Source organism: Enterococcus thailandicus, assembly GCF_001886265.1.
Taxonomy (GTDB): domain Bacteria; phylum Bacillota; class Bacilli; order Lactobacillales; family Enterococcaceae; genus Enterococcus_B; species Enterococcus_B thailandicus.
On record NZ_JXLE01000001.1, the window covers coordinates 62,188 to 76,020 of the forward strand.

Below are 13,833 nucleotides of genomic sequence, written 5' to 3' on the forward strand. Positions count from 1 at the left end.
CTAAATTCTTATTGACAGAATCTTTTTGTTTCTCTATAATTACCTTGTTGCGCTAATTCATGTGATAAACATGTGAGGTCATAGTAGCTCAGCTGGATAGAGCATCCGCCTTCTAAGCGGACGGTCGGGGGTTCGAATCCCTCCTGTGACGTATAAAAACCGTTAGAAACGTTTGTTTCTAACGGTTTTTTGTTTTTGTGTCAAACTTGTGGTAAAAGTTTTTACTCAGTTAAAGTTAGAAGCAGTTGGGTTAGCTAGATCTTTTAAATGCGTCTATTTGACACTTCAAAATAGATAGAATTTATCGAAAAATAGTTCGTATCATCAACAAATAACTAGATGCATTTGAGAAAATAGATACAAAAATAATCCATTCAGCACCAGAAAAATTTATTATTAAAGTTAGGGAGAAAGCATATGTTGACGCATAAAAAGCTGTACTGGATGATTACCCTAAAGTACTAGAAGTTTGGGGGAAATCAGTTAAAGAAACACATAACTTTTTATCACAAAAAGATTTTGTGTTTTATCAAGAAGCTATACCAAACTACTTGAATGCTGTTGAACTCTTGTTATGGTACGATGATGAACAGTTGCTAGGATTTAGTGGTACACAGGATGAAGAGTTAGCAATGCTATTTCTTAACCCAGAGTTTATGGGAAAAAAATATGGCAGTAAAATTTTAGTTTGGTTATTAGAAAATAAAAACATTCAAAAAATAGATGTCAACGCGCAAAATAAAAACGCTAAAGCATTTTATTTGAAACATGGATTTACAATTGATTCAGAGGACCAAATAGATGGTTTTGGGAAAAATTATCCCATCCTTCATTTAGTTAAGCAGAGCGAGAACGAGAAAGAAGGAGTAGACAAATGAACTATATCGCATTTTTTCGGGGAATCAATGTTGGAAGTAAAAATCGCATTAAGATGGCTGATTTAAGAGTATTATTTAGTGATTTAGGTTATCAAAATGTCAAAACGTATATTCAAAGTGGGAATGTCATTTTTGAGTCAAATAGACCAGAAACAATGATTATGTCTGAACTTGCCAGAGCATTTGTTGAACGATTTGGTTTTGAGAGCAAAATTGTTTTACGAACAGCTGAGGAATTTGCAACTATCTTAGCTGAGTTTCCATTTACAGAAGCTGAAATCCAGAAAATGAATGATCATTTGCCAGAGGTCGAGCACGTGTATTTTTATCTCGGCAATCAAGAAATCGATGCGTCTGCTGTAGCAAAGCTGGCTGAAGAATTTGTAGGGCAAGACAAGGTTTTTGTTGGAAAAAGAGAAATTTATTTCTTGAGTGCGCAGAGTATTCGGAATTCTAAACTGGGAAATAAATTGACAAAACTCGATGATTCTTTTACTGTTCGCAATCGAAAAACCTTAAATAAAATCAGTGAATTATTGACTAGCTGACTTTTTTGCGATAAAAAGCAAACAACTAAAGAAAAGAATAATTGAACACGACAAGAGGCAGATCAAGAAGAGATTTTTTTGGTCTACCTCTTGTTCTATTTATTTTAATATATTTTCTCACGTTTTTTAGTTCAGTAGTAGCAAAGCTGGTTAATGATAACAGGACTTTGTGAATGTTCTTACTTTTAGACTAAAATTATGCTATCCTAATGATTGTGTATTTAAGAAATTTTCATGAAAAGGAGTTTGTAGGTTGTTCAAAAATTATCGTTTGTTGTTAAAAAAAGAATTTTCAGGGTATGATTTAGCAAAGTTTCAAAAAGATTTGTTGGCAGGTGTAACTGTTGCAGCAGTTGCTTTGCCTCTTGCGTTAGCGTTCGGGGTTTCAAGTGGTGCTGATGCGGCGGCAGGATTGATTACTGCTATTTTAGCTGGTGTCATTATTGGTGGTTTGTCAGGTGGTTTCTATCAAATTTCTGGACCAACTGGGGCAATGGCAGCAATCTTAATGTCCATTGTAGCAACGCAAGGAATCCATGGTGTGTTGCTGGCGACTTTCTTAGCTGGGATTTTCTTGTTGATTGCCGGAATTTTTCGGTTGGGAACATTAACCTCTTTTATTCCGGCACCGGTAATTACCGGTTTTACGTCAGGAATCGCAATCATTATTGGTTTGGGCCAAGTGGATAACTTATTTGGTGTTCATTCACAAGGCGCGAATGTGATTGAAAAATTAAGCAGTTATCAGACGTTAGGGTTTACAGTTAATTGGAGCGCCTTGTTCATGGGAAGTTTAGTGATTCTGGGAATGGCTTTTTATCCGAAAAGCTGGGCACAAAAAATGCCAAGCTCGCTTTTAGCAATTATTCTTGCGACAGGTGCTATGTTGATTTTTCATTTGCCTGTGGCGACGGTAGGTAAAATTCCACAGACAATAATTAGTAGCAATCGTTTAGTTTTAAGTGATTTTCAGATTGCCGATTTACAACAAGTAGCAGTTCCGGCAGTCAGCATTGCACTTTTAGGAATGGTCGAGAGTTTATTATGCGGGGCGTCAGCTGGAAGAATGGCAAACAAACCATTAGATAGTAATCAAGAATTAGTGGCGCAAGGAATCGGTAACTTGTTATTACCTTTCTTTGGTGGAATTCCTGCGACAGCCGCAATTGCTCGAACGAGTGTTGCGATTAAATCAGGTGCTCAGACACGTCTGGCTGGAATCATTCATGCTGGTGTTCTATTCCTATCTATGCTCGTTTTCGCGCCAGTGATGTCTCAAATTCCGATGCCTGCATTGGCGGGTGTTTTGATTGTTACTGCTTGGCGAATGAATGAGTGGGAAACCATCCACGAGTTGTTTTCAAAAAAATATTGGACTTCTATTCTTCTATTTTTCCTAACAATGATTTGTACGGTTATTTTTGATTTAAGTATTGCAATCGTCATCGGAATCATTGGCGGGTGCATTTTCTTTGTCATGAAAAGTGCGGCGATTACGATTTCGCTTGAAACAATTGATTGGAAACGAGTGGATTTACCTGAAACTGAAAAATTAAAAGACTGGACAGTTGTTTATATCAGTGGCCCTTTGTTTTTCATGTCATCAGAAAAATTAAAATCAAAATTAGCTGAGTTGAGTGACCAAGATGGCATTATCTTTTCGATGCGTGGTGTTCCGAGTATTGACCTGACGGCGCTGTCTGTCTTTGACGAATTTCAAACGAATGCAGACGAAAGAGGCCAACTAGTTATCTATACTTCCCTCCAACCAGAAGTAGAAAAATATATGAAACACTTGTGGCAAGGAGAAAGCACGGAACAACATCAAACCGTAGCACATGCATTGTCTGCATTACATGCACGATATGAAACGAATGAATAAAAGAAATAACTAAACTAAAAAAAGGAAGCCTGAGATTATTCAGAGCTTCCTTTTCTTGTATCGTTGATGAGCGTATCCAGTATTTCCCAGTCTTGCTTAATAAGTGGAGCTAAAGAACGATTGTAAAAAATAGCAGCAGGATGAAACAGGGGAACAATGCGATAAGTTTTCTTTGACCATTCGTAGTGTGTTTTCTGTTTGTTCAATTCTAAAACGGGTCCCACATATAATTGCCCATGATTTTTTGAAACAGTGTGGTCTTTTCCTAGTAAACGTTGTAGGCCGATATTTCCTAAAGTAGCAATTAAATCAGGTTTGATTTTGGCAATTTCATAGTCGAGAATGGGGGCGTGTGCAAACACTTCAGCTTTAGTCGGGGTTCTGTTTGGATAAACGATTTCTTTTTCATGGGTTCGCTTATTTATTCGTTCAACGACACGATAAGGTCGACTGCGAACTGCACTAGTAATGTAGACATCTGCCCTGGTTAACTTCAGTCCTTCAAGGCAGGCCATCAATTCTTTCCCTGCTTGTCCGCTGAAAGGGATATGGTTTTCAACTTCGTTTTTTCCTGGAGCTTCACCAACAAACATTATTTTTGGTTTAAGAGAACCTTGCCCTGCGACAAAACCTTCGACAGGTCGATTATTCATTCGTTGTTTTACTTCTTTCACTAATGTAGTAGGGTAGTTCATGCGTTCATCTACTTTCATTTTTCGTTTGACTCTTTTTTAGTATAAAAGGATAGAGAAAAAAATGCGACTAAAGAGGTCAGAAAGATCAGAAATTTTAGTTGACGGATAGTGTTTATTTTGTTAAGCTAGTAACGTTGTAATTGTGGACTCCACAGCTACAACCGCACAGAATAAGTAGTAAGCACAGCCTGGCTGTCACTTAGGATGGCGAGTCTAAGTATAAAATAAGGAGGTGCTTTATAGCATGTACGCAATTATTAAAACTGGTGGTAAACAAGTAAAAGTTGAAGTTGGTCAAGCAATCTACATCGAAAAACTTGACGTTGAAGCAGGTGAAAAAGTTGTCTTTGACGAAGTTATTTTAGTAGGTGGCGAATCTACAAAAGTAGGCGCTCCAACAGTCAACGGTGCAACTGTTGAAGGAACTGTTGAAAAACACGGCAAACAAAAGAAAGTCGTTACTTTCAAATACAAACCTAAAAAACATTCACACCGCAAACAAGGTCACCGTCAACCATACACAAAAGTGGTTATCGACGCAATCAACGCTTAATTAGTGTTTGAGAAAGAAGGCCTGAATGATGATCAAAGGAACATTTAAGCGAAATGACGCAGGTCAAATCGTTTCATTTACTTTGACAGGGCATGCTGATGCGGGTCCTTATGGAAGTGACATTGTATGTGCAGGTGTTTCTGCATTAGCAATCAGCACAGTCAATGGGATTGCTTCATTAGCTGGTTTTGATCCGATTGTTGACGTGAATGAAGAAGACGGCGGGTATCTTTATACCGAAGTTAGCTCAATCATGACACAGGAACAAACGAATATTGCCGAAATTCTACTGGAAAATCTTTTATTAGGTTTACAATCCATAGAAGCTGAGAATTCAGAATATATCCAAATTAAAACAATTACTGATAAATAGGAGGTGCAGACCATGTTATTATCTATGAATCTTCAATTATTTGCCCACAAAAAAGGTGGCGGTTCTACATCTAACGGCCGTGACTCAGAATCAAAACGTTTAGGTGCTAAACGTGCTGATGGACAAACTGTTACAGGTGGATCAATTCTTTACCGTCAACGCGGTACAAAAATCTATCCAGGTGTAAACGTGGGTATTGGTGGAGACGACACTTTATTTGCTAAAGTTGATGGCGTAGTACGTTTCGAACGTAAAGGCCGCGACAAAAAACAAGTGTCTGTTTATCCAGTAGCTCAAGAAGCTTAATAAACAGTTAGCTCCATCCCTCGCTTGGCGAGGGATGGAGCTTTTTTGTTTTTAAGCAAGTTTGTACAATTTTTTGATGACCTATTAGCTAAGCAATTTTTAAATAAAAAGTACCTAAAGAATGTCGCTAATTTATTTTGCTTCTACTTCAATTTTTGTTTTGAAATATTTCCAATGTTTGTAACTAACGATATACTCCGCAACACTTTTATCTGGTAGGTAAGAATGTTTGACCTGTTTGACAGCAGGCTCTCTAAAACTTAGATTCAACAAACGAAGCAACTCGGGATCATCAGGAAAGACAATTTCATTTGTTTCAACAGATGCTAAGGAAAAAAGATCGATACCGAAATCTAAACGGATTCGTTCGTAGACACTTGTGTAAGTTGATAAGTCATCTGCAAGTGGTTGCTTCATTAGCTTTTTGGGTAAGTGAGTAAGGTGAACCAAGAAAGGCGTTTCATCAAAGTAACGAACGCGTTTGATTTTGTAATAGGTTTCATCGCTAGGTAATTTTAATTCATGCAAAATCGTGGCATCATTTTTTTCTTCGATGGATAATACAGTGACGTGTTCTTTATCAAATGAATTCCGTTCAAGATCTGAGAATTTGACAGTTTCTGCTACTTTTGATCGTGAAATAAAAGTGCCTTTTCCCTGTACTCGATAAAGGTAGCCGGCATTCGTTAGCTCATTGAGTGCTTTAACCGCTGTGATTGAGCTGACGGCATACTTTTGCTTAATCGCAGCTTCTGAATAAAATTTATCACCTGGAACAAATTTATTTGTTTTGATTTCAGTTAGTAAATCTTGTTTGATTTGTTCATACTTTGGAATCATAAAATCACCTTTTTCCGAAATGTTGGTGTAGTGTTATCAATTTTAAGAATAGCATGTTCATTTTTCTTTCGCAATAAAGGGAATAATAGAAAGAACAAATTTGCGGTTGTCAAAATAAAATGAAGAAAGAAGGGAAGTTAGAGCAAGTCATTCATCGTGTTGTGTAGTCTGGTTTACTGAAACAAGTGGTCTTTTTGTCCACAATTGACCGATTGAGAAAAGCGCATTATATAATTAGCAAAAAAGGATTTCATTATGAAGAAACTATATTATTTACGTAAGCAGCATCAGCTAACGATTCGAAAATTAGCTGAACATCTTCACTGTGATTATTCTGTCTATTCAAAATATGAGCGTGGTGAACGGGAAGTTCCGCTATATATTTTGATTGCACTCGCTGATTTTTTTGAGACAAATTTAGATTTTTTGTTAGGGCGCACGGATTTTTCAAAGAAGTTGCCAGAGCCAAGAAGGAAAAAATAATTGAAAGAACAGGTGGAAAGAAAGCGGAACTAAACAGTTTGTAAATTTTGTCTATGGTAAATATTTTAGATACATTGTATGGTGAAGGAAAGTTGGGGGAGTGAATAAGTCACAGGACAAAAGAAGGGCTTTTGATGAAGGTAAAATCAGTGAACCTAAATGGGCATCCGTTGCTTCAAGTATTGTTGTTTGTAGCTGAAGTTTTATTTGGGCTGGTTGCCTGCCTGTTGGTAAGTGTTTGGTTTGGGCGGTTGATGCAAGTGATTATTGGTTATTTTGCGGGTTGGTAAAACATTGTAATGTAAGATCTATGTTAAAAAATATTGTGTGTATGACAAGTATCATTGAATAAAAAGAAATTTGACAGACGTCAGGTTTCTCAGACTGTAGGACAAAGGAAAAATTCTTTGTCCTACAGTTTTTTGTTATAAACTAAGACGATGAAAGAGAAACGTTGCCAACGATTTTGATGAAAACATCATCAATTGAAGCCTTCTGTAGTTTGCGTTATGTATTCAGCTATTCTAAATGACAATTTTTGTTGTTTGTTCTTGCTGGGCACATGTTTATTCGCATCACTGATTGGTGAAAAAGTTCCAAGTGCGGTACTAAATAATACAAGTGAATTGACTGTAAAAAATGATAGTTTTAGTTACTTTTAAAGAAAGTTTTTTTAATGAAAAAAGAACAATAGTGTATAAAAGTAAATACTTGTTTAACAAATGTTTCGTTTATTTTGAAAAAGCATGAGGTAAATAGTTGACGAATCCTCTAGAAATCCATAGTATTATGTTTTGTAGTTAGCTATTTTTAGTTATGTTTGTTCTATAATAGTAAGGAAATAGTGTAGCAGGAAATTTGGAAACACAGGAAGGGGCGTATCAATTGACAAAGCGTATTGACCGAATTTATCTCTATGTCAAAGAAAAAACCGCTCATTTAACAAAAGTAGAAGCAGATCAAGGAGTAACTACTCAAGAAATTGCTGAAATATTAGGAATTCAACGAACAAATAGCAGTAAAGATTTAAACCAGCTAGTTCGTGAAGGAAAATTAGTCAAGTCCGATGGCAGACCAGTCCGTTACATATATCAAAAGGCAGACGAATATCAAAAACCTGTAAGCAAGCACGTGGTTAGTTACAAAGAAGATGTTCTACCAGTTGAAGAACCAATCGTTCATATTGATACAAAAGATATTTTTTCCAAAATTATCGGTGAAAATGGCAGTATGAAAAATGCTGTTGAACAGGCGAAAGCTGCTATTTTATATCCACCTAGAGGATTAAATTGTTTAATTACGGGACCAACTGGTTCTGGAAAAACCTACTTTGCACATGCAATGTTTCATTTTGCCAAAGCAAATCATGTCATTGATGAAGAAAATGAATTGATTGTGTTTAATTGTGCCGATTATGCGAATAATCCAGAATTATTGATGAGTCATCTTTTTGGTTATACCAAAGGAGCATTTACTGGTGCGGCTGAAGAAAAAATGGGGATTATCGACCAGGCAGATGGCGGGATGCTCTTTTTAGATGAAATTCATCGCTTACCACCAGAAGGACAAGAAATGATCTTTTATTTTATGGATCATGGAACTTATAGCCGATTGGGTGAGACGACAAAATCACATGAAGCAAATGTCCGGATCGTTGGCGCAACAACAGAAGACCCAGGTTCTTCTTTATTAGAAACTTTTGTGAGACGAATTCCAATCAACATTCAGTTGCCGTCTTTTGAAAAGCGACCTGCTAATGAAAAAGTCGATTTGGTAAAAATCATGATTGCTCACGAAGCGAATCGAATCCAACGAAAAATTTCTCTGACAGAAGATGTTGCCAAAGCCTTGATTGGTAGCGTTACTTATGGGAATATTGGACAATTGAAATCAAATATCCAATTGATTTGTGCGCGTGGATTCCTGAATCATATGAACTCACCCGAAATTTCGATTACGGTTAGTGATTTAACTGAAGGAATTCGAAGTGGTCTGATCCAATTAGCCAGCAACCGAGTAGCAATGGCAGAGCTATCAAAAATTTTAGAACCGAAGCTAACAATCGTACCAAACGATGATGTGATGAAAATTCAATCAGATTCGTATGAATTACCTTATAACTTATACGATATTATTGGAGATAAAGCGGCTTTGTTGAAATCTGATGGCTTAGATCAAGAAGCAATCAACCATTTTATTTCGACAGATATCAATATTCATTTGAAATCTTTCTATAAAGATCATGGTTTTTCTTTCAATGCTGACAATAAGTTAGCTGAATTTGTTGATCCTAAAGTAATCGAAGTGACACATCAAATTTATAGTATGGTTAAGAACTCTTTACCTTATGAATTTCAACAGAATTTTATTTATGCAATGAGTTTGCATATCAGTTCATTTTTGAAAAAAATCAATTTAGGTGAAGAACGACATACCAATGATAATATTCGAGAAATGACATTTGATTTTCCAGAAGAGTATGCTGTTGCAAAAGAAGTACGTAAATACATTGAAGAATATTTTCAAGTTCGTATTCCGGAAAGTGAAGATTATTATTTGACGGTCTTGTTAGTTTCTTTAAGAGCCAATCAAGCTACTGGCCGAATCGGAGTGGTCGTTGCAGCTCACGGGAATAGCACAGCTAGTAGCATGGTTCAAGTGGTGAAACAACTTTTAGATGTTGATAATGTTCGAGCAGTCGATATGCCGTTGGACATGGATCCTAAAACTGCACTTAGTCGCATTGAACGAAATGTTCAAGAAGTTGATGAGGGAAGTGGGGTTGTGTTGTTGGTTGATATGGGGTCGTTGGCTTCATTCAATACCCAAATTCAACGAGATACAGGGGTTCCCATTCGAACAGTCGACATGGTGACGACCTCATTAGTCTTAGAAACTGTTCGAAAAGTTTCTGTCCTAGGCACAGACTTAGATACGCTTTATGACTCCTTAAAAAACTTTCGTGGTTACGCGGCCGTTTCCCCTGCACCAGTTATTGAGAAGCCAGTCCAAGAGCAAAAAGCAATTTTAGCTATTTGTGCTTCGGGTGAAGGTACGGCAAAAAGAATCAAAGAATTGATCGAACGTGCGGTAAGTAAGCGACAAGAAGCAGAACTGACGGTTTTAGCTTTGTCCATCGTTGAATTAGAAAAAGAACTACCACGTATTCAAGCAGATTATCAAGTGATTGCTACAACGGGAATCACTGATCCTAAAATTGCAGCGCCATTTATTCCACTAGAACGATTCATTGATCAAAATATCGAATTGATTTTAGATCAACTGTTGCTTGAAGCAGATTTAGAAGAAACACCAGATGTTTCTTTAACCGAGGAAACAGCGAAAGAAACCTGCGTGGAATTTATATCAGATAACTTTACGTTTATTAATGGAAGAAAGCTGATTGATCCTATTTGGGACTTTGCTGAGCATGTGACAGAAAGTATTGGACTGGCTAGTAGGGAATACGGTTTTAAAATCAATTTGGTCATGCACACCGCAGGAATGATCGAACGAATCGTATTAAATGAACCGCTAACTGCTGAGAAAGAAGAGCTGGATGAAACAGTTCAAGACCCATTTTATAGGATGCTTCAAAATTTAATTGTTCCATTGGAAGAAAGAGTGAATCTCAAGATTCCTTTAGTTGAAAGCTATTATATTTTGCGCTTGATTCATAATCAGTTGGCCAAGGTGTAACACACTAAATAAACAATACACAAAAAGGATACACTAAAAAAGTGTATCCTTTTTGTGTATTGTTTAAAAAAGCTTAAAGAACCAGTAGTGTATTTTTTAAAAGTTGGCACGCTTCTTGCTTTTATATAAGTGTGCTAGGAATTGGTTGCTTTCACAGAAATGATAGGGGTTTCTGTGAAGTAGTTTGAAAAAAGGAGTTTTGAAGATGGATATTCGATTAGCGCGTATAGATGATCGTTTAATCCACGGACAAGTTGCGACGGCTTGGTCAAAATCGACTGGTGTTGAACGAATCATTGTGGTCAGCGATATGGTGGCAAAAGATGATTTGAGAAAGTTTCTGTTAAAAGAGGCTGCACCGCCAGGAATTCATGCGAACGTTATAACCGTTCAAAAGATGATTCAAGTTTATCAAAGTGGATTATTAGCAAATGCGAAAGTAATGCTGTTGTTCACCAACCCTCAGGATGTAGAAGCAATTGTTCGCTGTGGTGTACAGCTCAGCTCATTAAATATTGGCGGTATGAGTTTTACTGATGGTAAAACAATGATTACTAATTTTGTTTCAGTAAATCAGCGCGATATAGAAGCTTTTAACTATTTGGATAGTCAAAAAGTAGAGTTAGAGATTCGCAAAGTACCTGCAGACAGAAAAGTTCTTTTGATGGAGCTACTAGCAAAAGCAAAAAAGGCATAGTTGGATGTTGTGGTCGGTCAAACAATCTGTTGTAATGGTTAGCAATTATTTTTAATTTTGATTTTTGTTACAACAAAAAGAAATAGGAGGTATAAGTATGGTAGGAATTATCCTAGCAAGTCACGGACAGTTTGCTGAAGGAATCTTACAGTCTGGTTCAATGATCTTTGGCGAACAAGAAAACGTTAAAGCAGTTATTTTGAAACCAAGCGAAGGTCCAGATGACTTGAGAGCCAAGTTAGAAGAGGCTGTTGCTTCTTTTGACAATCAAGACGAAGTGTTATTCTTAGTTGATTTATGGGGTGGTACTCCATTCAATCAAGCAAATACATTGTTTGAAGAACACAAAGACAAATGGGCAATCGTCAGTGGTTTGAACTTGCCAATGTTAATTGAAGCATATGCTTCTCGTTTTTCAATGGAATCTGCGCAAGAAATTGCAGCACATATCATTGAAACTGCAAAAGAAGGTGTGAAGGTTAAACCTGAAGAGTTGGAACCAGAAGAAGCACCAAAAGCTGAAGTACAGCAATCTGCATCTGGAACTCCAGGTAAGTTTAGTTATGTTTTAGCTCGTGTTGATTCACGTTTACTTCATGGACAAGTTGCAACAGCTTGGACAAAGACAACAAACCCAACTCGTATTATTGTTGTTTCTGATGCAGTGGCTAAAGACGAACTTCGTAAAAAATTGATTCAACAAGCTGCTCCTCCAGGTGTAAAAGCTCATGTTGTTCCAATTGAACAAATGATCAAGTTAGCTAAAGATGACCAACACTTTGGTGGACAACGTGCTTTACTTTTATTCGAAAACCCACAAGATGTTTTAAGAGCGGTTGAAGGTGGCGTACCATTAGAAACAGTTAACGTTGGTTCTATGGCTCATTCACCAGGTAAAGTGCAACCAAATAAAGTATTGGCATTTAGTCAAGATGATATTGATACTTTCCGTAAACTTGAAGACGCTGGCGTCAAATTTGATGTACGTAAAGTACCAAATGATTCAAAAGGAAACATGGATGAAATCTTGAAAAAAGCACAAGAAGAACTAAACAAAAAATAATAAACAAGCATAGTTTTAACTATCAGAGAAAAATGGAGGCTTAACATCATGGAATTAAACTTTATTCAAATGATATTAGTCGTTATCGTAGCATTTTTGGCTGGTATGGAAGGAATTCTTGATGAATTTCATTTCCATCAACCAGTAATCGCATGTACGTTAATCGGCTTAGTTACTGGGAACTTAATACCTTGCCTTATTTTAGGTGGTACTTTACAAATGATCGCTCTTGGTTGGGCAAATATCGGCGCTGCTGTAGCTCCCGATGCTGCTTTAGCATCTGTTGCATCTGCAATTATTTTAGTATTAGGTGGTCAAGGAAGAGCTGGGGTTTCTTCAGCTATCGCGATCGCTGTACCTCTAGCTGTAGCTGGTCTATTATTAACAATTATCTGTCGTACAATCGCAACGGCTTTCGTTCACTTGATGGATGCTGCTGCTAAAGAAGGTAACTTCAGAAAAGTTGAATTATGGCATATTGTAGCAATTTGTATGCAAGGTATTCGTATTGCGATTCCAGCTGCTTTGATCTTGGCAATCGGTGAAGGCCCTGTGAAAGGCTTACTTGAATCTATGCCAGTTTGGTTAACAGACGGTTTAGCAATCGGTGGTGGTATGGTTGTAGCTGTAGGTTATGCAATGGTTATCAACATGATGGCTACAAAAGAAGTATGGCCATTCTTTGCAATTGGTTTTGTATTGGCAACTGTTTCTGAAATTACTCTTATCGGACTTGGTGCAATCGGTGTAGCTCTTGCTCTTATCTACTTAGCCCTTTCTAAACAAGGCGGCGGTTCAGGTAACGGCGGTGGCTCAAATACTGGTGACCCACTAGGCGATATCATAGATAACTACTAAAGGAGGCGTACACGAAAATGGCAGAAGAAAGAATTCAATTATCGAAAAAAGATCGTATTTCTGTTTGGTGGCGTTCAACTTTCATCCAAGGATCATGGAACTACGAACGTATGCAAAATGGTGGCTGGGCTTTCTCAATGATTCCAGCAATCAAAAAATTATATAAAACAAAAGAAGACCGTGCAGCTGCACTAGAACGTCACTTGGAGTTCTTTAATACTCACCCATATGTAGCTTCACCAATTCTAGGGGTTACATTGGCACTTGAAGAAGAACGTGCAAATGGTGCACCTGTTGACGATGTAACAATTCAAGGGGTTAAGGTTGGTATGATGGGACCTTTAGCTGGTATCGGAGATCCAGTTTTCTGGTTCACAGTGAAACCAATCCTTGGCGCATTAGCAGCTTCTCTTGCAATGAGTGGTAATATCTTAGGTCCAATCATCTATTTCTTAGGTTGGAATATTATTCGTATGGCTTTCATGTGGTACACACAGGAATTCGGCTACAAAGCTGGTTCAAAAATCACGGAAGATTTATCTGGTGGATTACTACAAGACATCACTAAAGGTGCTTCAATTCTGGGGATGTTTATCTTGGGTTCATTAGTTAACCGTTGGGTATCAATCAGCTTTGCGCCTACAGTATCTACAGTAAAACTTGATAAAGGTGCATACATCGAGTGGGACAAATTACCTGCTGGTGCTGAAGGAATTAAATCTGCTTTGGAACAACAAGCAGCAGGTTTATCTTTAACTTCTTCTAAAGTTACTACATTACAAGACAACTTAGACAGCTTGATCCCTGGTCTTGCTGCACTATGTTTAACATTGTTCTGTATGTGGTTACTTAAGAAAAAAGTATCACCTATCATCATTATCCTTGGATTATTCGTGGTTGGTATTGTCTTCCACTTAATCGGATTGATGTAAAAATTATAATCAGATAGTCTGAGCTC

Annotated in this window: 15 protein-coding genes, 1 tRNA gene and 1 other annotated feature; of the genes, 14 read left to right on the plus strand and 2 right to left on the minus strand. The window is 37.3% G+C overall.

The window, feature by feature from the left end; translation table 11 throughout:
* The first annotated feature begins 77 nt into the window (after positions 1–77).
* The 4 genes from RV17_RS00280 to RV17_RS00295 all read left to right on the plus strand — a co-directional run bounded on the left by RV17_RS00280 (position 78) and on the right by RV17_RS00295 (position 3,308).
* Positions 78–151 (plus strand) — tRNA-Arg (locus RV17_RS00280).
* A gap of 370 nt (positions 152–521) precedes the next feature.
* Positions 522–878, plus strand: a complete 357-nt coding sequence (locus tag RV17_RS00285; protein WP_307725182.1) for a GNAT family N-acetyltransferase — start codon at positions 522–524, stop codon at positions 876–878.
* The gene (locus RV17_RS00290; protein WP_071868195.1) at positions 875–1,426 is read left to right on the plus strand and encodes a DUF1697 domain-containing protein; all 552 of its coding nucleotides are present in this window, start codon (positions 875–877) and stop codon (positions 1,424–1,426) included. The genes RV17_RS00285 and RV17_RS00290 overlap by 4 nt, the downstream gene beginning before the upstream one ends.
* Before the next feature lie 253 nt (positions 1,427–1,679).
* Positions 1,680–3,308: a SulP family inorganic anion transporter gene (locus RV17_RS00295; RefSeq protein WP_071868196.1), complete on the plus strand. Its 1,629-nt coding sequence runs from the start codon at positions 1,680–1,682 to the stop codon at positions 3,306–3,308.
* A gap of 35 nt (positions 3,309–3,343) precedes the next feature.
* Here the strand turns inward: RV17_RS00295 and RV17_RS00300 are convergent, their stop codons facing one another.
* Positions 3,344–4,003: a uracil-DNA glycosylase gene (locus RV17_RS00300; RefSeq protein ID WP_067481322.1), complete on the minus strand. Its 660-nt coding sequence runs from the start codon at positions 4,001–4,003 to the stop codon at positions 3,344–3,346.
* Between the two features lie 149 nt (positions 4,004–4,152).
* Positions 4,153–4,228 (plus strand) — a sequence feature (ribosomal protein L21 leader region).
* 19 nt (positions 4,229–4,247) lie between these two features.
* On the opposite strand from RV17_RS00300, the gene rplU reads away from it, so the two are divergent.
* Genes rplU through rpmA form a run of 3 tightly spaced genes read left to right on the plus strand, consistent with a single transcriptional unit; the run spans position 4,248 to position 5,235 of the window.
* Complete coding sequence (rplU, locus tag RV17_RS00305; protein WP_067480469.1) at positions 4,248–4,556, plus strand: 50S ribosomal protein L21; 309 nt, start codon at positions 4,248–4,250, stop codon at positions 4,554–4,556.
* A 28-nt stretch (positions 4,557–4,584) separates the two neighbouring features.
* Positions 4,585–4,929: a ribosomal-processing cysteine protease Prp gene (locus RV17_RS00310; RefSeq protein WP_067480472.1), complete on the plus strand. Its 345-nt coding sequence runs from the start codon at positions 4,585–4,587 to the stop codon at positions 4,927–4,929.
* A gap of 12 nt (positions 4,930–4,941) precedes the next feature.
* On the plus strand, positions 4,942–5,235 hold the full coding sequence (gene rpmA, locus RV17_RS00315; protein WP_010751514.1) for a 50S ribosomal protein L27: 294 nt from the start codon (positions 4,942–4,944) through the stop codon (positions 5,233–5,235).
* A 132-nt stretch (positions 5,236–5,367) separates the two neighbouring features.
* Here rpmA and RV17_RS00320 read toward each other — a convergent pair whose 3' ends face one another.
* Entirely contained in the window at positions 5,368–6,075 is a 708-nt protein-coding gene (locus RV17_RS00320; protein ID WP_071868197.1) for a GntR family transcriptional regulator, read from the minus strand.
* A gap of 255 nt (positions 6,076–6,330) precedes the next feature.
* Between RV17_RS00320 and RV17_RS00325 the strand changes: the two genes are divergently transcribed.
* The 7 genes from RV17_RS00325 (at position 6,331) to RV17_RS00350 (ending at position 13,807) form a co-directional block, all read left to right on the plus strand.
* Positions 6,331–6,558: a helix-turn-helix domain-containing protein gene (locus tag RV17_RS00325; RefSeq protein WP_067480478.1), complete on the plus strand. Its 228-nt coding sequence runs from the start codon at positions 6,331–6,333 to the stop codon at positions 6,556–6,558.
* A gap of 134 nt (positions 6,559–6,692) precedes the next feature.
* Positions 6,693–6,848: a hypothetical protein gene (locus RV17_RS13335; RefSeq protein WP_157495812.1), complete on the plus strand. Its 156-nt coding sequence runs from the start codon at positions 6,693–6,695 to the stop codon at positions 6,846–6,848.
* Between the two features lie 595 nt (positions 6,849–7,443).
* Complete coding sequence (locus tag RV17_RS00330; RefSeq protein WP_067481324.1) at positions 7,444–10,257, plus strand: sigma-54-dependent transcriptional regulator; 2,814 nt, start codon at positions 7,444–7,446, stop codon at positions 10,255–10,257.
* 205 nt (positions 10,258–10,462) lie between these two features.
* The gene (locus tag RV17_RS00335; protein WP_067480482.1) at positions 10,463–10,954 is read left to right on the plus strand and encodes a mannose/fructose/sorbose PTS transporter subunit IIB; all 492 of its coding nucleotides are present in this window, start codon (positions 10,463–10,465) and stop codon (positions 10,952–10,954) included.
* A gap of 97 nt (positions 10,955–11,051) precedes the next feature.
* Positions 11,052–12,017: a mannose/fructose/sorbose PTS transporter subunit IIA gene (locus tag RV17_RS00340; protein WP_067480484.1), complete on the plus strand. Its 966-nt coding sequence runs from the start codon at positions 11,052–11,054 to the stop codon at positions 12,015–12,017.
* Positions 12,018–12,065: 48 nt separating this feature from the next.
* On the plus strand, positions 12,066–12,875 hold the full coding sequence (locus RV17_RS00345; RefSeq protein WP_067480487.1) for a PTS mannose/fructose/sorbose transporter subunit IIC: 810 nt from the start codon (positions 12,066–12,068) through the stop codon (positions 12,873–12,875).
* 17 nt (positions 12,876–12,892) lie between these two features.
* Positions 12,893–13,807, plus strand: coding sequence for a PTS system mannose/fructose/sorbose family transporter subunit IID (locus RV17_RS00350; RefSeq protein ID WP_067480490.1), 915 nt, complete (start codon positions 12,893–12,895; stop codon positions 13,805–13,807).
* Positions 13,808–13,833 lie beyond the last annotated feature (26 nt).